Origin of the sequence: Amycolatopsis anabasis (assembly GCF_009765355.1) — a bacterium.
Taxonomy (GTDB): domain Bacteria; phylum Actinomycetota; class Actinomycetes; order Mycobacteriales; family Pseudonocardiaceae; genus Amycolatopsis; species Amycolatopsis anabasis.
Map to the genome: position 1 here is coordinate 191,479 of NZ_VTHK01000009.1, position 22,252 is coordinate 213,730.

Annotated in this window: 30 protein-coding genes; 22 read left to right on the plus strand and 8 right to left on the minus strand. The window is 67.7% G+C overall.

The features are described from left to right. Positions 1-44 precede the first annotated feature (44 nt). The 4 genes from FXO23_RS14680 to FXO23_RS14695 are packed head-to-tail and all read right to left on the minus strand — an operon-like array spanning position 45 to position 2,874. Positions 45-680, minus strand: a complete 636-nt coding sequence (locus tag FXO23_RS14680; protein WP_158885027.1) for a hypothetical protein — start codon at positions 678-680, stop codon at positions 45-47. Continuing rightward, the gene (locus FXO23_RS14685) at positions 661-1,848 is read right to left on the minus strand and encodes an MAB_1171c family putative transporter (RefSeq protein WP_158885029.1); all 1,188 of its coding nucleotides are present in this window, start codon (positions 1,846-1,848) and stop codon (positions 661-663) included. The genes FXO23_RS14680 and FXO23_RS14685 overlap by 20 nt, the downstream gene beginning before the upstream one ends. A gap of 5 nt (positions 1,849-1,853) precedes the next feature. After that, positions 1,854-2,444, minus strand: a complete 591-nt coding sequence (locus FXO23_RS14690; protein WP_158885031.1) for a hypothetical protein — start codon at positions 2,442-2,444, stop codon at positions 1,854-1,856. Then, complete coding sequence (locus tag FXO23_RS14695) at positions 2,437-2,874, minus strand: hypothetical protein (protein WP_158885033.1); 438 nt, start codon at positions 2,872-2,874, stop codon at positions 2,437-2,439. The genes FXO23_RS14690 and FXO23_RS14695 overlap by 8 nt, the downstream gene beginning before the upstream one ends. A gap of 240 nt (positions 2,875-3,114) precedes the next feature. Between FXO23_RS14695 and FXO23_RS14700 the strand changes: the two genes are divergently transcribed. The 6 genes from FXO23_RS14700 (at position 3,115) to FXO23_RS14725 (ending at position 6,736) form a co-directional block, all read left to right on the plus strand. Next, positions 3,115-3,468 (plus strand): hypothetical protein, encoded by a 354-nt coding sequence (locus tag FXO23_RS14700; protein WP_158885035.1) that lies wholly within the window; start codon positions 3,115-3,117, stop codon positions 3,466-3,468. Next, on the plus strand, positions 3,465-3,905 hold the full coding sequence (locus FXO23_RS14705; protein WP_158885037.1) for a hypothetical protein: 441 nt from the start codon (positions 3,465-3,467) through the stop codon (positions 3,903-3,905). Before FXO23_RS14700 ends, FXO23_RS14705 begins: the two co-directional genes overlap by 4 nt. Then, positions 3,902-4,120: a hypothetical protein gene (locus tag FXO23_RS14710; protein ID WP_158885039.1), complete on the plus strand. Its 219-nt coding sequence runs from the start codon at positions 3,902-3,904 to the stop codon at positions 4,118-4,120. Before FXO23_RS14705 ends, FXO23_RS14710 begins: the two co-directional genes overlap by 4 nt. 89 nt (positions 4,121-4,209) lie before the next feature. Beyond that, on the plus strand, positions 4,210-5,385 hold the full coding sequence (locus FXO23_RS14715; protein WP_158885041.1) for a hypothetical protein: 1,176 nt from the start codon (positions 4,210-4,212) through the stop codon (positions 5,383-5,385). After that, positions 5,382-5,927, plus strand: coding sequence for a zinc finger domain-containing protein (locus tag FXO23_RS14720; RefSeq protein ID WP_158885043.1), 546 nt, complete (start codon positions 5,382-5,384; stop codon positions 5,925-5,927). Before FXO23_RS14715 ends, FXO23_RS14720 begins: the two co-directional genes overlap by 4 nt. Then, positions 5,924-6,736, plus strand: a complete 813-nt coding sequence (locus FXO23_RS14725) for a DUF7341 domain-containing protein (RefSeq protein WP_158885045.1) — start codon at positions 5,924-5,926, stop codon at positions 6,734-6,736. The genes FXO23_RS14720 and FXO23_RS14725 overlap by 4 nt, the downstream gene beginning before the upstream one ends. A 253-nt stretch (positions 6,737-6,989) precedes the next feature. Here FXO23_RS14725 and FXO23_RS14730 read toward each other — a convergent pair whose 3' ends face one another. From FXO23_RS14730 to FXO23_RS14745, 4 genes are all read right to left on the minus strand, one after another. Continuing rightward, entirely contained in the window at positions 6,990-8,264 is a 1,275-nt protein-coding gene (locus tag FXO23_RS14730) for a DUF932 domain-containing protein (protein WP_158885047.1), read from the minus strand. A gap of 140 nt (positions 8,265-8,404) precedes the next feature. Then, positions 8,405-8,662 (minus strand): hypothetical protein, encoded by a 258-nt coding sequence (locus FXO23_RS14735; protein WP_158885049.1) that lies wholly within the window; start codon positions 8,660-8,662, stop codon positions 8,405-8,407. A 98-nt stretch (positions 8,663-8,760) separates the two neighbouring features. Then, entirely contained in the window at positions 8,761-9,180 is a 420-nt protein-coding gene (locus tag FXO23_RS14740) for a hypothetical protein (protein ID WP_158885051.1), read from the minus strand. A 94-nt stretch (positions 9,181-9,274) separates the two neighbouring features. Continuing rightward, positions 9,275-9,805 carry a hypothetical protein gene (locus FXO23_RS14745; protein WP_158885053.1) on the minus strand — a complete coding sequence of 177 codons (531 nt, stop codon included), beginning with the start codon at positions 9,803-9,805 and terminating at the stop codon, positions 9,275-9,277. 751 nt (positions 9,806-10,556) lie between these two features. On the opposite strand from FXO23_RS14745, the gene FXO23_RS14750 reads away from it, so the two are divergent. The 16 genes from FXO23_RS14750 to FXO23_RS14820 all read left to right on the plus strand — a co-directional run bounded on the left by FXO23_RS14750 (position 10,557) and on the right by FXO23_RS14820 (position 22,121). After that, positions 10,557-10,790: a hypothetical protein gene (locus FXO23_RS14750; RefSeq protein WP_158885055.1), complete on the plus strand. Its 234-nt coding sequence runs from the start codon at positions 10,557-10,559 to the stop codon at positions 10,788-10,790. Positions 10,791-10,859: 69 nt separating this feature from the next. Further along, positions 10,860-11,567, plus strand: a complete 708-nt coding sequence (locus tag FXO23_RS14755; protein ID WP_158885057.1) for an adenine nucleotide alpha hydrolase family protein — start codon at positions 10,860-10,862, stop codon at positions 11,565-11,567. Then, complete coding sequence (locus FXO23_RS14760) at positions 11,548-11,964, plus strand: hypothetical protein (RefSeq protein ID WP_158885059.1); 417 nt, start codon at positions 11,548-11,550, stop codon at positions 11,962-11,964. The genes FXO23_RS14755 and FXO23_RS14760 overlap by 20 nt, the downstream gene beginning before the upstream one ends. A 6-nt stretch (positions 11,965-11,970) precedes the next feature. Continuing rightward, positions 11,971-12,099, plus strand: coding sequence for a hypothetical protein (locus FXO23_RS52250; protein ID WP_281356530.1), 129 nt, complete (start codon positions 11,971-11,973; stop codon positions 12,097-12,099). Positions 12,100-12,864: 765 nt separating this feature from the next. Then, a complete protein-coding gene (locus FXO23_RS14765; RefSeq protein ID WP_158885061.1) occupies positions 12,865-13,326 on the plus strand; it encodes a phage terminase small subunit P27 family in 462 nt (153 codons plus the stop codon). Next, the gene (locus FXO23_RS14770) at positions 13,286-15,010 is read left to right on the plus strand and encodes a terminase large subunit (RefSeq protein ID WP_246257246.1); all 1,725 of its coding nucleotides are present in this window, start codon (positions 13,286-13,288) and stop codon (positions 15,008-15,010) included. Before FXO23_RS14765 ends, FXO23_RS14770 begins: the two co-directional genes overlap by 41 nt. A gap of 14 nt (positions 15,011-15,024) precedes the next feature. Further along, positions 15,025-16,599, plus strand: coding sequence for a phage portal protein (locus FXO23_RS14775; RefSeq protein WP_246257248.1), 1,575 nt, complete (start codon positions 15,025-15,027; stop codon positions 16,597-16,599). After that, positions 16,596-17,555 carry a hypothetical protein gene (locus FXO23_RS14780; protein WP_158885063.1) on the plus strand — a complete coding sequence of 320 codons (960 nt, stop codon included), beginning with the start codon at positions 16,596-16,598 and terminating at the stop codon, positions 17,553-17,555. The genes FXO23_RS14775 and FXO23_RS14780 overlap by 4 nt, the downstream gene beginning before the upstream one ends. Positions 17,556-18,225: 670 nt before the next feature. After that, complete coding sequence (locus FXO23_RS14785; protein ID WP_158885065.1) at positions 18,226-18,744, plus strand: hypothetical protein; 519 nt, start codon at positions 18,226-18,228, stop codon at positions 18,742-18,744. Positions 18,745-18,784: 40 nt separating this feature from the next. Next, a complete protein-coding gene (locus FXO23_RS14790) occupies positions 18,785-19,780 on the plus strand; it encodes an SU10 major capsid protein (RefSeq protein ID WP_158885067.1) in 996 nt (331 codons plus the stop codon). Further along, on the plus strand, positions 19,777-19,980 hold the full coding sequence (locus FXO23_RS14795; protein ID WP_158885069.1) for a hypothetical protein: 204 nt from the start codon (positions 19,777-19,779) through the stop codon (positions 19,978-19,980). The genes FXO23_RS14790 and FXO23_RS14795 overlap by 4 nt, the downstream gene beginning before the upstream one ends. A gap of 23 nt (positions 19,981-20,003) precedes the next feature. Further along, a complete protein-coding gene (locus FXO23_RS14800) occupies positions 20,004-20,375 on the plus strand; it encodes a hypothetical protein (protein ID WP_158885071.1) in 372 nt (123 codons plus the stop codon). A 6-nt stretch (positions 20,376-20,381) separates the two neighbouring features. Then, entirely contained in the window at positions 20,382-20,711 is a 330-nt protein-coding gene (locus tag FXO23_RS14805) for a hypothetical protein (protein ID WP_158885073.1), read from the plus strand. 3 nt (positions 20,712-20,714) lie between these two features. Then, positions 20,715-21,035, plus strand: a complete 321-nt coding sequence (locus FXO23_RS14810) for a hypothetical protein (RefSeq protein WP_158885075.1) — start codon at positions 20,715-20,717, stop codon at positions 21,033-21,035. Continuing rightward, positions 21,032-21,442 carry a hypothetical protein gene (locus FXO23_RS14815; RefSeq protein WP_158885077.1) on the plus strand — a complete coding sequence of 137 codons (411 nt, stop codon included), beginning with the start codon at positions 21,032-21,034 and terminating at the stop codon, positions 21,440-21,442. The genes FXO23_RS14810 and FXO23_RS14815 overlap by 4 nt, the downstream gene beginning before the upstream one ends. Before the next feature lie 22 nt (positions 21,443-21,464). Then, positions 21,465-22,121, plus strand: coding sequence for a phage tail tube protein (locus FXO23_RS14820; protein ID WP_158885079.1), 657 nt, complete (start codon positions 21,465-21,467; stop codon positions 22,119-22,121). Positions 22,122-22,252: the final 131 nt, after the last annotated feature.

Below are 22,252 nucleotides of genomic sequence, written 5' to 3' on the forward strand. Positions count from 1 at the left end.
CTTTCCCGATGCGCCGGGGGTTCTTCCTTGCAGCCGTCCGTTGATTACACCAGCGCGGTGGCGAGTGCCCAGTAGCCGAGTCCGCCGAGGGTTGCGCCGAGTAGTGCGCCGGTGAGGACTTGCGGGGTGGTGTGGTCGCGGAGTTCGACGCGGGACCAGCAGACCCAGGCGACGAGCAGGGCGAGGACCAGAAGGACGGGGCCGTACACGATCGCCAGGACGACGACGGCCAGGGCGGCAACCTGGGCGTGCATGGAGATCTTGAAGTGCAGGCCGAAGGTGATCGCGATGCTGGCGATAAGGCAGACGACTCCGGACGCCGCGAGCGCGATCATTTCATGCGGCGCGCCGCCCAGGATGACGATCAGCAGGCCCCCGGCCAAGGACGTAACGCAGGCGGTTAGCGGGATGAGGCGGCCTTCGCGGTTGGTGACGTGGCGGGTTTCCCATTTGCCTTGCCGAGCGCCTCGGCGGATCACGGCCATGGGGATGACCGAGCCGGTGATGCTGACGATCAGGCCCCACAGCAGGGTCTCGCCGATGTGGTGGCCGGTGACCTGCCAGGCCACGATCAGGGGCAGCGCGAGGACCCATACCTCGGGCGAGAGGATCTCGGTTGCGACCCGGGCGAATCGCCGCCGCAGCGGGCGGACCGTGCGGTCAGTGGACGGGGTCGGCATCGGGGGCGGTCTCCTCGAGGACGGTTTTCACGATGGGTGATTCGGTGTAGGCGGTGGCCACGGTAGCGAGCCAGGTTGCGTCGTCGCGGTAGTCGTCGGTGCCGGGGCCGGTGAAGTTCAAGGGGCCGGAGTCTCCGACCGGCGCGTTCCGGCGGGCTGCGGCGAGCGCGACGGCGATAACGGCGGCTTGCGCGACCGCTTCGGCTTGGACGTCGTCGAACTGGTCTCGCCGGGCGTGGCCGCGGGCTCGTTCGGCGACGGCGGGGTCCAGATAGGGCTGGAGCGGTTCGAAGAGGACGTCGCGGATCTCGACGATTCGATTGCGTACCCGGTCTGTGATGTCGGGTTTGCCCGCGGCTTCGGGCGGGTTGAACCGGTAGTCGGGTGCCCAGTCGGTGAGGTCGCGCCAGAGCGGTTCGAGCGCACGGTCACGGCGGCGCAGTTCCCAGCGCGGGCCGACCGCGGGCAGCGTCATTCCGGCCATGAGCAGCAGCGTGGCGCAGGTAGTGAGCAGGCGGCTGACGCCGAGGCTGCCGTATTCGACCCACGGCGGGTTCAGGTCCAGCCGGACGGCCACGGAGTACAGGGCCTTGTGGACGGCGTAGAGCAGGCCGCACGCGCCGCCCCACCGGAGGGTGAGCAGGCCGAGCCGCAGGTAGCCGCGCTTTTCGCGCCATTTCCGGCAGGTCCAGAAGATGTCGAACATCGCGAGGCCCACGTACAGCTCGAACACGGCGAGGTAGATGCTGACGAACGGCTGGCCGGATGCGCCGGTGGTGATCTCGGGCAGCCCGGCCGCGAGCGGGCCGAGGACGTAGAGCACGGTCAAGGCGGCGAGGGTGGGCAGCAGGATTCGCCGGCGGGCGCGGGCCTTCGCCGGGACGGTGTCGGCGTCGGGGCCGAGGTAGAGCACGAATACCTGGAACCAGTACGCGGCGGCTAGGCCGATGATGTGGACGAGGAAGTTCGGCAAGGTGGGGATGCCGAACAGCCATTCGTGGTAGCCGTAGTCCACGCCGAGGATCAGCACCAGGTCGAGCGCGGCCAGGGCCTTGACCATGGCTGTCTTGCCTGGTGTTGGGGCGCGTCGCCACGATTTGAACCAGTACAGCAGGGCGGCGGTGACGGTGCACCAGACGATGATCTGTTGTGCGAGGGCGCCGGTCATGGCGGTCAGTCCTCCAGAAGGCGGTAACGGTCGGTGTCGTCGTCCATGCCGGGGTGGGGCGGTTTGGCGATGCGGGCGACCAGGTAGGCGAACAGTTCGGCGGCATGCTCCTGCGGCTTGTCGTAGCGGCCGTGGCGTTGCACCGCCCTGGCGATCACTTCGCGGCTGGGGCCGTTCTCGCCGAGGACGGTGATTGCGGGCTGGTCGCCGACATGGCGGCAGAGTCCGTGCCCGAGCTCGTGCAGGATGATGCGGAGCTGGTGCTCGGGGGTCGTGTCGTCGCGGTGGAAGATGAAGTCCATTTCGTCGCCCGGAACCCATGCCCCGGAGGGTGGTTCCTCGCCCACGGCGCGGTAGGCGTTGATGGTGTGCTCGGGGTAGGGCAGGATCCGGATTTCTCGGCCTGTTCGCTGGCTGACCACCCGGGCTACGTCGTCGACGCTCGGCGATCCGGTCAGCTTCAGCTCGTTGACCCGCCGCCGCACTTCGGCGCTGTCCACGATCGGGCCGGTGCCGGTGACCAGTGCGGCGTGGGTGCGCCGCCCGCGCCAACTCCAGCACTTCCATTTCCTCGCGCTGTTGGCCTGGTCAGTCACCCGCACCTCGCTCGCTCCGGTCTTGTCTCTCCAGCTCCCGCACGCGCTTGACCAGGTCGCCGAGAATTGCCCGGCTGGCCTCGGACATTTCCTCGGAACCGCGCAGGAGAACCCCTTCGGGAGCGCGTTGGGCGGGAAGGTCCGGCTCGCTCGCTCGGACGGGATTAGTCAGCCATTTGTCGTAATCCTCGGCGTGAAAAAAGATCCCGGCGGGCACGTCGAAGAACTCCACCAGGCCCTTGAGATGCCGGTACTTGGGTTCCCGTTTCCCTCGCCGGAGGTGCGAAAAGTACGAATAGTCGATTGAAGTGCCGTTCGCCCTCATGCCGTCCGCGACCTCGCGGTCTGTGTACCGTTCGCCGTCTGCCTTGCGGCAGCGCTCGAACACGGTCATAAGCAGCTCGTTGAACGGTGGCAGCGTCTTCCGCACCTTCGTAACCCTCCCGCGCTGACTATTGTCAGCAATTCCTGATTCTGCGTGGCAACTTGACATCCCCGCCTGTGATCAAGCTAGGCTTCGGAGCACGTCAGCGTCAACATCGAAATGATTTCGGTACCCGCTGACAATTGTCAGCAAATACGCGGACGGAGATCCGCCTTCGACGATTCCACACAGGACTACATGCTTGTCGGTTGAACTCCGACAGGTGTTATCCACGAAGGGTTCACCGTGTCCTACGCCACTCTTGCCACGCCCGAGCCTGCCCCTGACCAGGGGCCGCTCTACCGGGACGGCGTGTCGCTCTCGGTCGACGCGAGCGCTCATCTGATCGCGGAATTGCGCAAAATTAAGGTAAGACAAAGCAAACTCTCCGAGACGCGCCGACGGGACGAGGCCCTGCTGAAAGGCGTGCTCGCGGCTGGGGGCGCGAGCATCGGGACCGTGGGCGGGACACCGGTGGTGTCCTGCACGACCACGCTGCGGGTGTCGCTGGTGCAGAAGACGCTCAAGGAGCGTTACCCGCAGATCTTCGAGGAGTGCAGCGACATCTCCGAGGTGACCACCTTCAAGCTCCTGGGGTGAGCGCGGTTGCGTTCTCCGAACTGGTCTCGCTGGCGGGGGCGATGGTGGCCCAGGCCCGCGAGACCGGCTCGGCCGGAGCGGACAGTGGAGAGACGGCCGCGACGGTGGCCGCGCTGCTCACCGCGGACCCGTTGCACGAAGCGCAGGTGCTCGCGATCGTGAACGTGATCCTGCGCGACGCGCTGACCGATCCGTTCCGGGAGACGACCGCGAACCGGTGGCGTCCGTTGCTGCCGCCCTGGGTGCAGCCGCAGTTGATCGGCGCGACGGTGAACCGGCTGCGCGCCGCCGGGTTGCTGGTGACTACGGGGCGGTATGTCCGCAGCACTGACACCGCCGGGCGCAACGGCGGCAAGCTCCAGCCGATCTACGCGCTGGACACCGCCGCCTTGCCGAACCCGGACACGGACATCGCCGAGAAGGGGACGGCTCCGTGATCGGGTCCGCTCGCCACGTCGACGCCGAGGCCGCCCGCCGGTGCCTGCGCGGCGAACTGCTCGCCGAAGAACTGCCCACGAGCGGCCGTGAACTGGTCGTGGCGTGGCTGCATGCCCAAGGGTGCACCGACACCCAAACCGCGCAGCGCACCGGTATGTCCACCTACACCGCCGCGCGCATCCGTACCCGGCTCGGCCTGCCGAGCCGCCGCTGACCCACTCCGGCCGGTGCCGATGTTCCCGGCCGACTCCGTTTCTTGGCGCGCCTTCTCGGCGCGACGCGACTTGCACAAGGGGGAATCCCATGGCGCGTGATCACGCGCGGATCGCTCTGAGCATCTGGAACGACGACGATTTCTGTGCCTTGTCCATGGCGGCGAAGCTGGTGTATCTCCAGCTCGTCACCCAGTACAAGCTGTCGTATGCCGGGGTGCTCGACCTGGCGGCGAAGCGCTGGGCTCGGCCGCATCCCGATCTGGACGTCGAGGGCGTGCGGGCCGCGCTGTCCGAGTTGGACGCCGCCCGGTTCATCGTGACCGACTGGGAGACCGAAGAGGTTCTCATCCGGTCGTTCATCCGCAATGACGAGCTGTACAAGCAGCCCAATATGGTGCGGGCCGCGCTGCGGGTGGCGTTCGAGATCGAGTCGCCGATCCTGCGGGCCGCGCTGGCGGTCGAGCTGCGGCGGCTGCCGGTCGAGGTGACCGGCCCGGCCCCGGCCGTGGCCGCCGACGCGCTGGAAGCCGGGACGCGCGAGCTGCCCCCGGTCGTCAAGGCCGCCATGGGCACGAAGGCACCCGCCCGGCCCGCGCCGACCGCGCCCGCGGCCTCGGTGGAGTCCACACCGGACAAGCCTGGCGCGGAGGGGTCGCCGAACCCTTCGCCGAACCCTTCCGGGAACCCTTTGCCGAAGGACCTGGGAGAAGGGAGTAGGGAGCGGGAGACTGGAGAACCTTCTCTCATTTCTCGTTCTGGAAAAGTGGGGGTCCCCGCGCGTGCGAGCAAGACCTCGCGCGAGGCACCGGCCGCCGAGGATGAGCCCGCATCCGTCCGGCAGGCTCGGCGGTCCGACGCGCGCCGACTGGTGCTGACCCACAGCCCCGAGCAACCCCGGCGCGTGCTGGACCGGCTCACGGCCGAGGTGATCGAGCTGTTGGCCGATGGGGTCGAGCCCGCGATGATCGGCGCCGGTCTGCGGGTGTGGGCTCGTAAGCGCCTGGCGGTGAGCTTCCTGCCCGAGCTGGTCGGCGAGTACATGCGGGGGCACCTCGCCGCCAGTGCCAGCCCGGCGAAGATCGAGGCCGACGCGCTGGCCGTGGCGACCTTCGAGCGAGTCCGGGCCTCGGCGATCGACCGCGGGGACACCTCACCGATCGGCGAAGCCGTGCGCGGGGAACTGCCCGCGCACACCACACCGGACGAGCTAGATGCGCTGCTGCGCGACGCCGGAACCCGCGCCCTGGCCGGAGCGGGCGCATGACCGGCGCGACGGAGCCGATCACCCGCGAGCAGGTGGTCACGCTGATCACCCGCTACCGGCCGCACCAGGCGCAGGCCCCGGCCGAAGCCACCGTGTCGGCATGGCTGACCAGCCTTGCCGGGTGCTCGTACCTGGAGTGCGAAGCCGCCCTACTCGCGCTCGGGCCGAGTGCCGCGCGCTCGGTCACCCCCTCGGAAATCGCCGGCCGTGTCGAAGCGGCGCGGGATCGCGCCAGCGCGGCCAGTTCGCCGCAGGCAGCGGCTCGGCGGGATCGGGCCGCTGAACGGGCGCATTTCGTCGCCGTGGGGGCGCGCGGTATCCGCGCGGTGTACGAGGCGATGGGCTGGCACCGCGACCCCGAGCACGACCGCGCCCGCCAGGTCCGCTGTCCGTTCTGCCGCGCAGCGCCCGGCGTGCTGTGCAGCCCGCTGTCCCGCCGTCGCGACGGGCGCCAGGAATTCCGCGACCCGAAGACCCGGATGCACCCCAGCCGCCACAAAGCGGCCAGACGCACCACCGCGCACTCAGGAGCCAACCAGTGACCCTCGCCTACCCCATCGACCAGCACGCCGAGCCCTACCGGCCACCGAGCAGGGAGGCCGCCGGACTCGCGCGGCTGGGCTGGGAGGTCGCCGTGGACCAACTCGCACGCCCCGGCCAAGCCCGCGTCACCCGCGACGACGGCACCACCGAAACCGCCGAAGTCCTCTCGCTGCTGGACCAGCTCGCCGAAGCAGTCATGCCCGGCCAAGAGCACAACGGCAAGATCGGCGGCCCGAAGTCCCGGCCCCCGGCCGCGCTCGGCGTGCTCGCGCTGCTGGCCGAGATCCGCCAGGAGATGCGGCGCTGCTGCTGGTGCCACGATCACGCGCACCCCGAGGACCTAGCCGCACAAGTCCGGCTCTGGGTCGAGCACGCCGACGACTGGCAGCACACCGAACCCGACTACGTGACCTGGGCCGCCACCACAGCAGCCGAATGGGTCCGGCAAGCGCGGCTCCTGCTCGACCCACCACCCCGCTACACCCTGCGCGGACGAACCTGTCCACTGTGCACCGCCGACACGGTGAGCGTGTGGTCCGACGACGAAGGCGACTACATCCGCCGCCCCGCGCTGTCGATCAACCCCGAACGCATCGCCGCCGTGTGCGGAGCCTGCGGGCACGAATGGCCGCTAAGGGTCTGGGTCGAACTCGCCACCGAACTCGGCCTGCCCACCGACCCGGCCGCCGTGTCGTTCCTGCCGGACTACCGGCAGCGCTGGATTTGTGGCGTCGACGAGACAGGCGAACCACAAAAGACTGTGACCGAGGACACGCCGCAAGCTCGCGGGGAAGGCTTGACGGGTTGATAGGTCGTTCTACATACTGACACGGCTAGGTACCGCTGTGCCCAAATCCGGCGGATGCCATCCGGCAGGCGTCGAGAGCCCCGTAGACTTCCTCCCCCTTTGGCCTGCGGGGCTCTCCGCCGTTCGGCACCTGCCCCGTCCGCTCAGCCAGAGTTCGCTCCGGCACCGAGCTGGCCGCCCCGTTTGGCCCCTGGGGCAGCGAAAAGCCCCAGGGGCCGGAAGGGATCCGGTCCCTGGGGCAGGCTTTTACCGTCTACTTGGAGAGTTCTTGGTAGGCGGTGGCCGAAATCTTGGCCATGCCGCCAAACAAGGCTTGCTCCGCGCGGCGGGCCAGTTCCGCCTCCTTCTCGTCCGCATTAACCTTCACGTGAGGCATGTGCTGAGCGACGAACTGGATAGCCTGCCAGGCAGACCACCGCGTCTGGCCCAAACCGGAAAAGGACTCGTGCTCACCAAAGAAGAGGATCTCAAGCATAGACTTCCGGAGCTTGTGTTGATCTTTCAGCCGCGTGTTGGCCGTCATCGACGGTGGTTTCCACAGCTCGTTACATAGGATGTTGAATTCCGCGAGTTCCATCTTGGTTGCCAACATCTTGGACGCGGTTTCCTCGATGATCTCCACCGAAGACTGAACCATGGCGATGGCCTCGCTAGCTTCGCTGGCCCGGATGCTGGTGTTGGACATGTAATCCAGGTATTGCGGCTCCCATCCGAAGTGTTGAACCGTCGCGGTCGCTGGCCGCACTGGGGAGACCATGATCTGAGACTTTTTGCCGTTCACGGAGCAGATCAGCACTACCCGCAGTTCCAGTTCATCCGACTTAGCTCCCTTGCCAATCTTGACCCGTTCCGGCATCCGCAGGGACAGGAAACCGGCAGTGTTCCCCCACAGTGGGCCAGCAGGGCCGAACTTGGCTTTAGTCTGCTTGACAATGTCGGCGAGCATGTTGGCCCGGTCCTCGATGGCAACCGGATCACTAGTTCTGGTCGTCGATCCGATCGCCTCGTACCTTCCGGTTTTGGGATCAGTTCGAATGAGGGCAAAAGCGCCGGGGATTTCCACGTGGTCGGTGGTGTCATTCTCGTCCACCTTGCCATCGAACTCTTCACCCTCTTCCGCCACTGCGAGGTAACACTTTTCCGCGTGGTCCTCGCCCGCAGGCTTATCGCAGTCCATGCACTTTCCGGTGGGCACGGCCGCGAGGGCCGGTTCCCGCCGAACATTCCAGCCTTTCAGTCCCGCCTTGGTCACCAGTTCGCCGACCGACCGGGAATTGTTGACCTGAGTGGCCAGCACGCTCCAGGGATCCTGCACCTTGGGCAGGGTCGGAACATCCTCGACGGTCTCCACCGCAGTCTCGGGCTTGGTCTTGGTCTTGGCCGCAGCCGGAGCCTTAGCCACGGCCTTGGGGGCCGCCTTGGTGCCCTTGGGGGCCGCCTTGGCCGCAGCGGTTCTAGCCGGAGCCTTAGCCGCCGTGGTGGCCTTGGCCGCAGCCTTGGCAGGCTGCCCCTTTACCGGGTTGGACATGGTCAATCCGCCTTTCATGAAGGGGTGCACCGGTGTTGCCTCACCGGCTGCCCCCGCTTGCTGTACCCCTCAATAGTATCACAGCTCGTGACACTATTGAATAGGCCGAATGGGTGAAACCCGCAGGTCAGAGGCTACGACTAGACGCGCCGCTTGCGCGGGGCCGACCGGTCCGCCGTCACGCCCGCCATGCGCAAGACCCGCGCCATCTTCTGATGCGACCAACCGGTTACCTCGATGAGGTCCTTCGTGAGCAGTCCCGCCTGACGCGCTTCGGCCGCCAGCTTGCGAGCCTCTTCCTCCAGCTCGTCCGCCTGCTCGCGCAAGGCGTTGGCTTGCGCAACCTTCGCGCTGATCTCGGAAAGGCGTTCCTGGTCGGTCTGTTCGGGCTTCGGCATAGTGACGATCTTTCCTTACGGCCGCGGCTGGCGGCCAGCAGTGAACGAGCACCGGGCGGTGTCGGCGAGAACCGACACCGCCCGGCTGAATCGGTCGATCAGAACACGATGACCTGCTTCCACAGCGGCGCGAGCAGCGGGTGCCCGTCCAGCACGGTCATGTAATCAATCCACCTGTCCACCTCGCGCCGACCACTTGCGCACAGCATCAGACAGGCGTGCATGTGGTCGAACTCCACGAAGCCCAGCGCCCCGGCCAATGCGCGCGTCATGGGAGTGGTCTCCGTGTAGAACAGCGCGGTCCCACCTGCATCAGCGCGGAGCAGATACAGCACACGGAGCACTCCAACCCGAGCGGCGAGCATCCTGCACAGCGTCTCGGCGGCCCGAGGGTCGGTCTGCACGGAGTTGACCAGCTCGGCGACGAAGCGGTCCCGCGCTTCCGTGTAGGCGCGGTACGCCTGCTGTGCAGTCGGGTCCTGATTGCCTGCGGTATCGTTGACCTTGTCGGAACTCATTTCTAGCCTTTCTGGGTTCCGCGCTGTGCCCCTGGGATGGTGTTGCCTCACCGTTTGACCAGGGGCACAGTCACGTACAGGGATTTACAGAGCCTTACAGCAAACCGGTGTCCATCGGCAGGAACGGCTGGAACCGCCTGCCGAGCACCCTCCGCCACGGCCGATAAACGAACACTCGGCCGGTGCGCCACCGAATTGCTTGCTCGTTTTCGTTGCAAATGAAGATCTCGCTGCCATGAAAGCGACGGTCGGTGTGGTCACCGTCACGTGTCCAGTTGAACCGTTCGACGAACTCTGCGTACTCGCCGCGCATTTCAGTCAAGAAACCTGGGTCGGCAAGCTCGGAGTCAAGGAATCCGTGAATTTCAAAGTCGACGAAACGGCCGCCGTAGACCCAGGCATTTACGCCCCAGTTCGGGCGGCCGATCCAGAACTTGCGGCCCAGTCGAGACCGGCGCTTTCCCATGCGGGGGGATTCGAAATCTGGGCCATACTCGGCGCCCATGGCTGCAACGATTCGACGGGCCAACTCGGGCAGGGTGGCCACGTCCGCCGTGGCCCACACCATGTTGCCGAAGTCGCGCGTCTGCGTGTACTGCTCTAATGAGGGCAGCGCGAAACTCATCTCTCTAGCCTTTCGATTGGCACCCCCGGCATTGCCTTACCGAGAGCTACGCGTGCTTTCCATTGTCAAGCCTGTCCGGCCCAGCAATGAACCAACATCTAAATAGTGTCACAGCACGTGATACTGATCAACCATCTTAGGTCTTTTCACCCATATGGAATAATGGTCATTAAATCCTAGGTTCGTCGAGTTGAGAATGAATTCACGCGCAAAACGCGCTTGCACGCGTCCGGGGTGCGGAAATGTGACACGCTCGGGCGGTCGGTGTCCCGAGTGCCGTTCCCGAGCCCGTTCGGCGTTTGGTAGTTCCGCACAGCGGGGCTATTCGGCTAGTCATCGTTCCCGCTTCCGGCCTGGCGTGCTCGCGCGTGACCCCATGTGCCGCTGCGATCTGGTCGACTGTCCCGACCATCCGGGCCACGGCTGTATTCGTCCGTCCACTGTGGCTGATCACTGGCCAGTCATTCGCCGAGATCTGGTGACCGCTGGCCTTGACCCGGATGACCCTGCCCATGGCCGTGGGTTGTGTGGTCCGTGTCATAGCCGGGTGACCGCCCGGACCCCGGCAACCCGGGGAGGCTGGAACCATCCACACTAGTCATTCCACAGTGGACACAACTGTGTCCGTGCCGCATGACGCCGGGCCGCCGGTCGGTCGCGGAGCTGGCCTGCCCCGCGCACCCAGGGGGGTGACCCCCTGCCGCACCGCCCGCGCACAAGCCACTGAGGGCCGGAGAGGTGGTGCCAGGTTTTGCCGCACGCTTCCCCTACGTCCGATCCGATCACTCGCGCCGAGGTGCGCCGCGCCGAGCTGGCGGCCGAGCTGAAGCAGGCTGCCGAGCAGGCCGAGGGATGGCACGCCGAACGAAACCGGCTGGTCACAGAGCTGGTCGCCGCCGGGGCGTCCTACCGGGAGGCCGACGCGCCAGGGCGGCTCTCGGCGTCCGGGATCGGCCTGATCGTGCGCCGTGACCGGCAGCGCTGACCGATCCGGCCCCGTTGACCGCGTGCACGTTCGTGCACTCAGTACACAGCCCACGTCCGGGGGTTCGTCATGATCACGATTGACGGGGTGACGCCTTCCGGGCGGATCCTCGACGACCTGGCCGCCGAGGGGAAACCGGTTTTGCTCGGCTTCTCCCGGGGCAAGGACTCGCTGGCCGCGTGGCTGGCGCTGCGGGAACACGGCATCGAGGTCGTGCCGTATCACCTGTACTCGGTGCCGGGCCTGCGGTTCGTGGCCGACAGCCTGAAGATGTTCGAGGATTTCTTCGGCCAGCACATCTACGACCTGCCGCATCCGTCCCTGTATCGCTGGTTGATCAACTACGTGTTCTGCCCGCCCGAGCGGTGGCGGGTGATCGACGCCGCCGGGCTCACCGAGTTCACGCTCGAGGACGTCGCCGCGACCCTGCGCCTGGACCTCGGCCTACCGGAGGACGTTTGGAACGCCGACGGGGTACGCGCCACGGATAGCCCGCTGCGCCGGATGGCCATGTCCACCTACGGGCCGATCAAGGAGCACACGCGCAAGGTGTCGGTGGTGTGGGACTGGCAGGTCGCCGACGTGCGCGCGGCGATCAAACGGCACTCGGCGCCGCTGCCGATCGACTACGAGTGGTTCGGCCGCAGCTTCGACGGCCTGGACTACCGCTTTCTCGAACCGCTGCGCCGCAACGCGCCGGACGACTACGCCCAGCTCCTGAGCTGGTTTCCCCTCGCCGAGCTGGAGTTCCTGCGCCATGAGCAACTCACCCGATGACCCGAACGCCGCGCTGCTGGCCCAGCTCCAGACCGTCTCGGCCGTGTCCGGCATGGTCTCCAACGACGACGTGCTGGCCATGCTCACCGCGGACCCGGACCCCGACCCGCTGGACGGCGTCGAGTACACCGGCGACGAGGAAGCCGACGGGCGGGCCGAGTTGGACGCGCTGCACCGCGGCTTCCGCGAGCGCCAGGCGCGCGAGGCCGAACGGATGGCGCTGGCCACCGAGACGGAGTTCTGGTTCGCGGTGTGCTTCAAGCACCAGGCCGACAAGGACGCCTTCCTGGCCGCCGCGAACCTCACGATGATCGGTGACAAGTACCTCGACGGCTACGCCGTCGCGAAGCTGCTCGGCGTCACGATGCCGGACCCCGACCAGCCGGAGAGGGGGTGATTCTGAATGCCTCCTCGCAAGCGCCAGCAGGTCGCCGCCGCGAAGAACCGGGGCAAGGCCCGGAAGAAGGCCACCACCGCGCCCAAGGCCGCGTCCAAGGGCAGGTCGAGCTCGTCCTCGTCCCCGACGTCCTAGCTTGATTCGTCGGCGGGCGCGCAGCCAGGCATAGCTCCACCAGCCGCTCGCCCCGATCGATGGGGTCTATGAGGGATCTATCATGAGCCCTTACACGCGTATACACGTGTAAGGGGTACGCTCTGCTTGCTGGTTTGCTGCTTTGCTGTCATGCCAGTAAAGGGACGGGCCGGGCACCCTCACAGATGCCCGGCCCGCGTGCCTACTGACCCCGGAGCTTTAGGACCTCGTGGGTCAGGGCCACCAACTGAGTACTCAGTTGGATAAAAAGGTTGGCGACGTGGCCCCAGTCGGGCCGGTGAACCCGGCCGGGGTCACGTCCTGACTCATCGCGACCGTCATCTCGCCGCGACTCGTCTTTGCTGTCGCCTTCCTCATCGCATTGACTGCTCAACTGCGTCTCCTACCGGCTGACCTTAGAGATCGGGCGCCGGTCTTCCCGACCTCCCCGATCGGGAAGCGGAAAGAGTCGCTGAAGCAATCACTGCGGTCGCTGACTCTAGCGAACCGCGTTGCCCGGCAAGCCACCTGTGGGCACTGAAGCGATCGAAAAAGCCGCTCCTGATCAATCGAGAAGTGGTCCGTTAAGCCCTTCAACTACCCGTTAACGTGGTAGTAGCGTGCACTCAGAGCCCCTAAGTGTGCTTTCAAAGCACTGAACCGTCATTCAGAGCGCCGAAGTGTGCTCCGAATCGGCCCAAATGCATGCGCGCCAGGCATGCCCGGGAAATATCACGGTTCGGTCACAATCACCCAGGGGTTGCGATGGGCAAACGAGGCCCTGCGGGCAAACCGACTTCACTGCGAATCCTGCACGGGGACAGGAAGGACCGGATCAACTCGGCCGAACCACAGCCCCCGTCCGCCGAGGTCACCGCGCCGGACTGGCTTTCGGAGAAGGCTCGCGGGATCTGGGACCGGCTCGCGCCGAGCATGGTCACGCGCAAGGTGCTGACCGCGTGGGACGTGGACGCATTCGGCGTGCTGTGTGAGGCGCTGGCCCGGTACGTCACTGCGACCACGCTCGTGAACGGGTCTGCGCTGCTGGTGCCGGGCGGCGGGGGCTTGGTGCCGAATCCGGCTTTGAAGGTGCAGGCCGACGCCGAGCGGGTGTTTCTGACCTATGCGGCGCGGTTCGGGCTCACACCGTCGGACCGGCAGTCGATCAAGACCGAGGTGAGTGCCGATGGCGACACCTCGGGCGGAGCGGGCCGCCTCCTCTCCTGAACCTCGCGCCCGCAAGCCCAAGGACGGGCGGCCGCCGCTGCCGGTGTGCGGGTGGAGCTTCGACGGGCGGTCCTGCCGGGAACGCGGCGACCACTTCTGCACACCTCGCGCCGGTCATGCGCAGGCGTTCGCCGAAGAGATCTGCGTGCACACCAAGGACCGGTGGGCGCGGCAGCCGTTCATCCTGGCCGATTGGCAGCGGGAGGAGATCGTGCGTCCGCTGTTCGGTGAGGTGCGCTGGGATGCCGAGGCCGAGTGTTACGCCCGCCGGTACCGCTCGGGCTGGATCGAGATTGCCCGCAAGAACGGCAAATCTGAGCTGTTGGCGTTCGTGGCGCTGTACATGCTGGTCGCGGACGGCACCGAGTCCGCCGAGGTGTACGGGTGCGCGCGGGACAAGGACCAGGCCCGGCTGGTGTTCAACGTCGCGGCCCGCATGGTGGCGCTGTCGCCGGTGCTGGCGAAGCGGCTTCGGGTGATCGAGCACGCGGCCCGGATCGTCGACGAGCGCACGAACTCGGTCTATCAGGTGGTCGCGGCCGACGCGCTGGGCAACCTCGGGTCGAACCCGTCGTGCGTGATCTTCGACGAGGTGCTGACCCAGCCGAACGGGGATCTGTGGTCGGCGCTGCGGACCGGCATGGGTACCCGGCTGCAACCGCTGTTGCTGGCGGCGACCACAGCGGGCAATGACCCGGCCAGCTTCGCCAAGAGCGAGCACGACGAGTGCGTCAAGATCGCCGACGATCCGGCGCGGGCGCCGCACCGGTTCGTGTTCCTGCGCAACCTCCCGGCAGATGCGGACCCGTGGGACGAGGCGAACTGGTACTACTCCAACCCCGCGCTCGGGGACTTCCTGTCGCTCGCGGCGCTGCGGGAGGAAGCGCTGGAGGCCCGCAACGACCCGGCGCGGGAGAACGCGTTCCGCCAGTTCCGGCTCAACCAATGGGTGTCCCAGTCCACGCGGTGGATGCCGATGCACCTGTACGAGCTGTGCACCGGCACGGAGTTCACCGACCCGGCCGAACTGCGCGCGCGGCTGGCTGGCCGGCCAGCGTGGGGCGGGCTCGACCTCGCCTCCAAACTCGACCTCACCGCCTGGTGCCTCGTCGTACCGGACGGGATCGACGGGCACTCGAGCGCGTTGTGGCGGTTCTGGTTGCCCGAGGCCGCCGTGGTCTTCCTGGATGAGCACACCGACCGCCGCGTCTCGCGCTGGGTCGAGCAGGGCTGGATCACCACCACGCCCGGAGAGGTCATCGACTACGAGGTGATCGAGGCCGACATCACCGCGGACTGCGCCGCGCTGCGGGTGGCGGACATCAACTACGACGAATGGTCCGGCGAACCCGTCCGGCAACGCCTCGAACGCCTCACCCGCGTGGACATGTACCCGGTCCCGCAGACCTTCCGGGGCATGACCCACGGCATGACCGAGCTGATGACCTTGACCCGCTCACGGTCCTGGTCGCACCACGGCAACCCGGTCGCCGCGTTCTGCTTCGACAACGTCGAGGTACGCCACCCGCCCGGCGAACCCGATCTGATCCGCCCGGACAAGCCCCAGCGCGGCAAGACCGGCAAACGCATCGACGCCGTGCCCACCGCCGCGATGGCCGTGTCCGGCTGGCGGCTGCGCGGCCAGAAGCCGAAGAAATCAGGACGCATGGTCGTCATGGGCTAACACGCGCCAAGGGGGTGACGCGCGTGCTCCTGGTCGACGAGCTGACCCCCGAGCAGTGGGTGACGCGGCTTTCGCGGCTGCACAACGCGCAGCTTCCCGAGCTGGAACTGCTCGATTCCTACTACGAGGGCGAACAATCGCTCTCCTACATGCACCCGGAGTTGCTGCGGCGGCTGGATCAGCGGGTACGCCAGGTCGTGATCAACTGGCCCCAACTCGTCGTCGACGCCCTGGACGAGCGCCTAGACGTGACCGGATTCCGCCTCGGCGGCGAAGAGGCGGCCGACCGGGACCTGTGGGAGATCTGGAAAGCCAACCGGCTCGGCCTGCACTCTGAACAGGCGCACGTGGACGCGCTGGCGCTGGGCCGGTCGTTCGCGATCGTGGGCACCAACGAGACACAGCCGCGCCTGCCCCTGGTCACCGTCGAATCGCCGTTCGATGTCCACGTGGACCTCGACCCGCGCACGCGGGAGGTCCGGGTCGCGCTGAAACGCCAGTTCGCCGAAGACGGGGACGGGGACCTGCTGGAGGCTTACGCCACGCTGTACCTGCCCAACGAGACCATCTGGTACAGCTCGGACTCCGGTGGCGCGGTCTGGGAGGAAACCAACCGGGACGAGCACGGCATGGGCGCGGTGCCGGTGGTGCCGCTGGTGAACCGGCCGCGCACCCGCAGGCGTCGGCACACGATGCCGCGCTACTCGGCTACCCGGCTGGGGCGCTCGGAGTTGGCCAGTGTGCTCCCGCTGTCGGATGCCGCGTGCAAGATCGCCACCGACATGATGGTGTCCGCGGAGTTCCACGCGATGCCGCGCCGGTACGCGCTCGGGTTCGACAAGGACGATTTCGTCGACAGCAAGGGAAACGCGCTCACCCCGTGGGAGGCCGTCGCCGGTGTCCTGTGGGCTAGCTCGAAAAGCCCGAAGGACGACGGCGTTTCGGTCGGGCAGTTCCCCGAGGCCGACCTGTCCAACTTCCACAACACGCTCAACGCCCTGGCCCGCCTGGTCGCCTCGCTGTCGGGGCTGCCGCCGCACTTCCTCGGCTACGCCACCGAAAACCCCGCCAGCGCGGAAGGCATCCGGTCGGCGGAGTCGCGGCACATCAAGCGGGCCGAGCGGCGCCAGCGCTCGTTCGGGGACGGTTGGGATCGGGTGGCGCAGCGCATCCTGCACGTGCGCGACGGCAAGGTCCCGGATGAGGCGCTGCGGGTGGAAACCCAGTGGGTCGACCCGGCCACGCCGACCTTCGCGGCCCAGGCCGATGGGGTGGTCAAGCTCTACAGCGCGGACAAGCTGCTGCCCCGCCGCTCCGCCCGGCGTGCACTCGGGTACTCCGACGCGCAGATCCGCGACATGGAAGCCGAAGACCGCGAGGCATACAGCAGGGTCGCGGGCGGCGACCTCGCGGCGGAGTTCGGTCCGAAGCCGGACACCGAGCTGCCCGCCGCACCGGCTGAAGGCGTGGACGAGGACCAGGCCGTGACCGGTCTGCAGGAACGTCCGAGCGTGCTCGCCGGATCCCGGCTGCGCCCGGCGCGGGCGATCGAGTTCCGCGCCCCCGCCTACACCACCACCGCGCGGTGAACGGCACCACGGCGGCCGATCGGGAGTACTACCGCGCCCAGCAGCGCATCGTCCGGCAGGCGGCGAACCAGGTCCAACGGGCCTGGACCGAGCTGGACACCGAGACGTGGCCCGAGCTGCGGCCCGAGTTGGTGGCCGCCATCACCGAGGGCCAGGCCGACGCCGCCGCGCTGGCCCCGCGCTACATCGCCGCCACCCTCGCCGCCGCCGGGGCGGTCTCCAACCCGCTCGGCGAGCTGGTGGCCCGCGGCTTCGCCGGTCGCGCCGCCAACGGGCTGTCGCTGGCCCGCCTGGTCGACTTCGCGTTCAGCCTCTACCGGCGGGCGATCGGGCTCGGGATGCCGCCGAGCGAGGCACGCGCGGCGGGGCTGGCGCGGGCGCTGCTCTACACCTCCACCGAAGTGGCCGACGCCGGGCGCCTGGCCGTTCAGGTCGGCTCGGTCCTGGAACCGGAGATCGCCGGGCACGAACGGATCGTGCACCTGCCCGCCTGCGGGCGCTGCACCCAGCTCGCCGGACGGCTCTACCGCAACTCCACCGGATTCCTGCGCCACCCTCGGTGCGACTGCTCGATGAAACCGGTCACCCGCGAGCAGTGGCGCACCCAGCGCCCCGGCAACAACCCCCGCGCCCTGTTCACCGCGATGACACCCGAACAGCAAGAAAAGGCGTTCGGCAAGGGCGGAGCCGCAGCCATCCGCGCCGGAGCCGACCTGTCCCGCGTGGTCAACGCCCGCCGCAAAGGGGCCGTATACGTCGCAGGTGGGCACGAATACACCCGCGAGGCGATCACCAGCCGAGGGGTGGGCCGCCAACTCGGCGACCTAAAGAAACGGCCTGGACGCCGCTACCGCACATCCGGCGTCGCCCGGCCGACTCCAGCTCAACTCGTCAACAGCACTCGCGACGAACCCGAGCTTACCGAACAGCTGCGCCGTTTCGGCTACCTGCACTAGGTCCGTACTAGGTCGCATCGATCGATGCCGAAACTTAACCTCACGATCCGTGTTTTTTTATTTCGCCCGACGTGAGCAGAACGCCCCCGGCTGCGGCGAGTATCGTCACCAGCAGCCATGCGAGCTGCCACAACGTGAGTTCCCCGTTGACTCCGGCGATAACCTGCGCGCCCCCACTGAACGCGACAAATGCCACGGCCCGCGCTGACTGCCCCGATACATACCTGCGAGCGCGGGGAATTTTTCTTGTACGACCTCGTGCCTTCACAGTTTTACGGCTCGCGGACCGGCTCTTTTTCCTATCGGCTGTAGCCAGCAGCCACGTCCCGGCACCCATCGTGAGCGTCACGAACAACACAGAGGCGGTCACCGCCACAGGGTCCTCGATCTTATCCGCCACAACGGCGGCACCAGCGGAACACGCCGTTGCAGTGACGGCCAACGCGCGGCGGGATCGAGACTTCACGCGGCCATCGTTCCAGCCTCCTTTCCGCCTTTCATCACACGATCGGAGCACATATCGATGAGCAGTAGCTTTGTTAAGCCTGCAGCAATCGGCCCAGCCGCCCCGACAACCTCGGAACCAGCCGCCCTGGCGACCGAAACCGGACAGGCCGATCCGGCAGGGCAGGCCGAGCCCGATCCGGCCAACTCCGTGGATTACAGAGCCTTGTACGAACAGGTACAGGCCAAGCTCACCAAGACCGAACAGGCGGCCCGAGGCCACAAGAAGAAGGCCGCGCGCCTGGATGAGATCGAGGCCGCCCAGCAGACCGACACCGAGAAAGCCGCCCGGCGCGCGGAGACTGCGGAGAAGCAGCTGGCCGCGTTCCGGCGGAAGGCGGTCGAGGCGGAGATCCGGGCCGCCGCGACCGGGTGGGCCGACCCGAGCGACGCACCCCGCTACCTCGACGACCGGGACCGCTATCTCGGCGAGGACGGCGAGATCGACACCGCCGCCATCGCGGCGGACCTGGCCGCGGTGCTGCTCGCCCGGCCGCACCTTGCCCGCGACCGCGAGCAGTCCGGTCCTCGCCGGCCTGCGCCGGATCCGTCGCAGGGGCAGCGCCAGTCCGGCCCGGCGAGTCTGGACGTCCAGATCGCCGATGCGGAGAAGCGCGGCAACTGGATGGCCGCCATCGCCTTGAAAAACCAGCGGCTCGCCGAGCAAGCCGCCCAGCAGCGCTAGACACGCGCTCCACTTCCCCCGAGATCCTGGGGAGGCATTGATGCCTGGTGTGGCCGCGATTGCCAACACCTACAACAGTCCCAACTTCGTGGGCGAGCTGTTCGCCCTCACTCCGACCGATACCCCGTTCCTGTCCGCGATCGGCGGGCTGACCGGTGGCAAGCGCGCGACCGGCACCGTGCACACGTGGCAGGTCTACGACCTGCGCCCGGCCGACCCGAACCGGCAGCGCGCGGAAGGGGCGGACGCTCCGGCCGCCGAATCTCGGGTTCGTGGCCAGGACCGGAACGTCCTGGAGATCCACCAGGAAACCATCGGCCTGACCTACACCCGCCAGGCCGCCCAGCAGATGACCGCCGGGACCGGCTCGCCGAACCCGAACGCTGCGGGCATCGTCGGGACGAACCCGATCACCAACGAGATGGACTGGCAGACCCAGCAGGCGCTCGTGCAGATCGCCCGCGACACCGAAGCCTCGTTCATCTCCGGCACGTTCCAGGAACCCACCGACAACTCGAAGGTGCGCAAGACGCGCGGCATTCTGGAGGCGACCAAGACCAACGTCGTCACCAACGCCACGCCGAAGCCGCTCACCGAGGCCATGGTCTTGGACCTTCTGCAGGCGGTGTGGACCTCCGGCGGTATCCAGGTCTCGGAAACCGCTGTGCTGATGTGCAATGCCTGGCAGAAACGGCAGCTCACGAACGAGTTCGTCACGAAGAAGAACTACCGCGAGCAGACCCGCAACCTCGCCGGGGTGAACGTCACCCAGATCGAAACCGACTTCGGGATCCTGTCGGTGATGCTCAACCGGCACATGCCGCTGGACGTGGTCGAGGTCGTCTCGGCCGACCAGTGCGCCCCGGTGCTGCTGGAAGTGCCCGCGAAAGGGTTCTTGTTCTCGGAGCCGCTGGCCAAGACCGGCGCGACCGACCGCGCGCAGATCTACGGCGAGATCGGTCTGGAGTACGGGCCGGAGAACGCGCACGGCAAGATCACCGGCCTCACCACTGGCCCGGCGGGCGGTGGCGCGTGAAGTTCACCAGTACCCGCTACCCGCACCTCGTCGTGCACGACCTCGGTGTGGTCTTCCGCGACGGCGAAGCCGACGTGACGGACAAGGCCGTGATCGAGGCGTTGAAGCGGCTGCCGTCCGATCTCGGCGTGCGTGCTGCTGGTGGGCGACCGTCCAAGGACACCAGCGGCGACGGCCCAGCCGCCGAGCCTTCGGCCTGACCGCCGAGTCCAGCGGTGCGGGGGTGAGTGCCCTGTCCGCCCTCGCACCGCTTGCCACCGTGGCCGATGTCCAGGCCCGTACCGATGAGGCACTGAGTACCGAGCAGCAGGCGCGGGTGGCGGTGCTGATCGCGGACGCCTCGGCGATCATCCGCCACGACGTTCCGAACATGCCGGAACCGCCGCCGGACACGGCGGTCGGGGTGGTCTGCACGGCGGTGTTGCGGGCGCTGGCGTCTCCGGCGGATGGCAACGCTTCCGAGACGGTGGGCGGGCACTCACGCACCGCCGCGCACGCCGGAGGCGGGCTCTACCTCACCGATGACGAACTGGACCGGCTGCGGCCTCCGGTGCCGCCGCCGCGCGCTGCGTTCTCGATCTGGACGGTGCGGTGATGCCTCGTGCAGCATCCACACCGCCTCACGGTGATCACCCCCTTGTTGGTGGTCGACGAGTACGACAACCCCGCACCGGCCCGCGACTACGGACCGGCCGCTCCCCGCCGCGCGATCCGGGGCCTGATGCAACCCGGCGGCTCGACCGAACCGGCCGCACCACATCGGCAACCAGTTGTCACCTCCTGGCGGCTGTTCACCACGGCGGCGGTCACCGCAAGGGAACGGATCGTGTGGCAGGGCCGAACGTTCGAGATCACTGGGGAACCGGCGCGGTGGTCCCCGCGGTTTGGCCACGTCCACTACGAGGCCGTCTTAACGCATGTGGAGGGCTGATCGATGGCAGCGCTGGAACGGGTCACCCTGGACCGTGCCGGGGTCGCGGAGATCCTGAAATCCGCCGAGTTCGACGCGATCATTCGGGAGCTGGCCAAGAAAGTGGGCGAGATCGCCCGCTCCGGTGGGCATCGGGTGACCTCCGGCGAGCCGTTGCCCATCGACGTCTACTCGGACCCTAACCGCGACCGTGCCGGGTGGACCGTCGCGATTCGCCACCCCGCTGGGGTCGGCATGGAAGCCCGCTACGGCGTGCTCGCGCGGGCCGCTGGAAGCTCCGGCCTGGAGGTCAACGGCGGCGCGCAACCGGGTGACGAGACATGATCGCCCGGCCACCGGCCCCGCTCGACGTCACCGAGCTGGTGGTCCGCCGCCTGCGCACCCAGCTCGCCGGGCAGGCCGCCGAGGGAGTCAAGGTCTCCACGGAAACCGGGGACGGCCCGGACGGCGGGCCGCCGTCGCTGCCGTGGCTCCTGGTCGCCGAGGACGTCCACACCTGGGACTGGCCCGCCGTGCAACGGGCGGTGATCCGGTTGACCTGCTGGCACCGCACCCCCTACACGTCCAAGGCTCTGGTCGGGCTCGCGCTCGGGCTGCTCTGCGCCCCGCCCGAACCCGGCTCGATCCTGTGGGCGCATCCCGTGTCCGCTCCGATCGCGGGGATCGACCCGCACACCAGCGCCCCGCTGGCGACGGCTTCGGCCGCCGTGTATGCGCGCACCCCCTCCTGATCACGGGAGAGGTTTCCGTTTCATGGCTGTGAATTCATCGCTCGTGCGGGTCCCCGGTACCGGGGAGCTGTCGCTGGCCCCGGCAGGCACCGCCGAACCGCCCGACGCCACCACCCCGTTGCCCGCGCCGTGGGGCGGGCTCGGGTTGTCCACTGAGGACGGTGTGACCATGGCGCGCAAGGTCGAGAAAGAGGGCACGAGCCATTGGCAGCAGCTCACCCCCGCGCGCTACATCTACAAGTCCCACGAACTGACCGTGAAATCGGTTTTCCAGGAAACCAAGGGAATCGTGCTCGGTGCGTACTTCGGCGGGCTCAAGTTCGCCGAGACCGCGACCGGATCGAAGAAGTACCGGGCCGAGATTTCCAGCGTTCCCAAGGGTGACGTGCGGGCGTTGTGCGTGGACTGGACGGACTACATCTCCGAGACCGAGATCTACAGTCACCGGCTCTACGTGCCTCGCGCCGAGGTCTCCGAGACCGAGGAAGCCCAGCTCTCCCGCACGCAGGAAGCACGCTGGGGGTTGACGTTCTCCGCGCTCGCACCCGAACAGGGCTCCACCATTCTGGCGGTCTGGCTGACCAACGACCCGGCCGTGATCCTCTCCGCTCCGGCTACGGCGGCGGGTGTGCCGGACGGGCCAGCGTTGGCTCGTGTCGCCCCGTCGATGGAGAGCTAGGCGCAGGGGCGGCGATGAGTGGCGGATTCTACGAACTCAGCGACTCCAGCGAAGGGATCACGTTTCGGGGCCGGACGCTGGGCGCGCTGTTGCGCAGCGCTGCCCTGTACTTCCGCCCCGACAACCCGGAA

What these genes read in the sequence shown, in the direction of transcription:
- FXO23_RS14790 (WP_158885067.1), top strand. Translation starts at nt 18,785, where the DNA reads ATGCCTGGTGTGGCCGCGATTGCCAACACCTACAACAGTCCCAACTTC.
- FXO23_RS14735 (WP_158885049.1), bottom strand. Translation starts at nt 8,662, where the DNA reads ATGCCGAAGCCCGAACAGACCGACCAGGAACGCCTTTCCGAGATCAGC.
- FXO23_RS14730 (WP_158885047.1), bottom strand. Translation starts at nt 8,264, where the DNA reads ATGTCCAACCCGGTAAAGGGGCAGCCTGCCAAGGCTGCGGCCAAGGCC.
- FXO23_RS14770 (WP_246257246.1), top strand. Translation starts at nt 13,286, where the DNA reads ATGGCGACACCTCGGGCGGAGCGGGCCGCCTCCTCTCCTGAACCTCGC.
- FXO23_RS14815 (WP_158885077.1), top strand. Translation starts at nt 21,032, where the DNA reads ATGATCGCCCGGCCACCGGCCCCGCTCGACGTCACCGAGCTGGTGGTC.
- FXO23_RS52250 (WP_281356530.1), top strand. Translation starts at nt 11,971, where the DNA reads ATGCCTCCTCGCAAGCGCCAGCAGGTCGCCGCCGCGAAGAACCGGGGC.
- FXO23_RS14740 (WP_158885051.1), bottom strand. Translation starts at nt 9,180, where the DNA reads ATGAGTTCCGACAAGGTCAACGATACCGCAGGCAATCAGGACCCGACT.
- FXO23_RS14720 (WP_158885043.1), top strand. Translation starts at nt 5,382, where the DNA reads ATGACCGGCGCGACGGAGCCGATCACCCGCGAGCAGGTGGTCACGCTG.
- FXO23_RS14765 (WP_158885061.1), top strand. Translation starts at nt 12,865, where the DNA reads ATGGGCAAACGAGGCCCTGCGGGCAAACCGACTTCACTGCGAATCCTG.
- FXO23_RS14755 (WP_158885057.1), top strand. Translation starts at nt 10,860, where the DNA reads ATGATCACGATTGACGGGGTGACGCCTTCCGGGCGGATCCTCGACGAC.
- FXO23_RS14715 (WP_158885041.1), top strand. Translation starts at nt 4,210, where the DNA reads ATGGCGCGTGATCACGCGCGGATCGCTCTGAGCATCTGGAACGACGAC.
- FXO23_RS14745 (WP_158885053.1), bottom strand. Translation starts at nt 9,805, where the DNA reads ATGAGTTTCGCGCTGCCCTCATTAGAGCAGTACACGCAGACGCGCGAC.
- FXO23_RS14810 (WP_158885075.1), top strand. Translation starts at nt 20,715, where the DNA reads ATGGCAGCGCTGGAACGGGTCACCCTGGACCGTGCCGGGGTCGCGGAG.
- FXO23_RS14685 (WP_158885029.1), bottom strand. Translation starts at nt 1,848, where the DNA reads ATGACCGGCGCCCTCGCACAACAGATCATCGTCTGGTGCACCGTCACC.
- FXO23_RS14820 (WP_158885079.1), top strand. Translation starts at nt 21,465, where the DNA reads ATGGCTGTGAATTCATCGCTCGTGCGGGTCCCCGGTACCGGGGAGCTG.
- FXO23_RS14760 (WP_158885059.1), top strand. Translation starts at nt 11,548, where the DNA reads ATGAGCAACTCACCCGATGACCCGAACGCCGCGCTGCTGGCCCAGCTC.
- FXO23_RS14680 (WP_158885027.1), bottom strand. Translation starts at nt 680, where the DNA reads ATGCCGACCCCGTCCACTGACCGCACGGTCCGCCCGCTGCGGCGGCGA.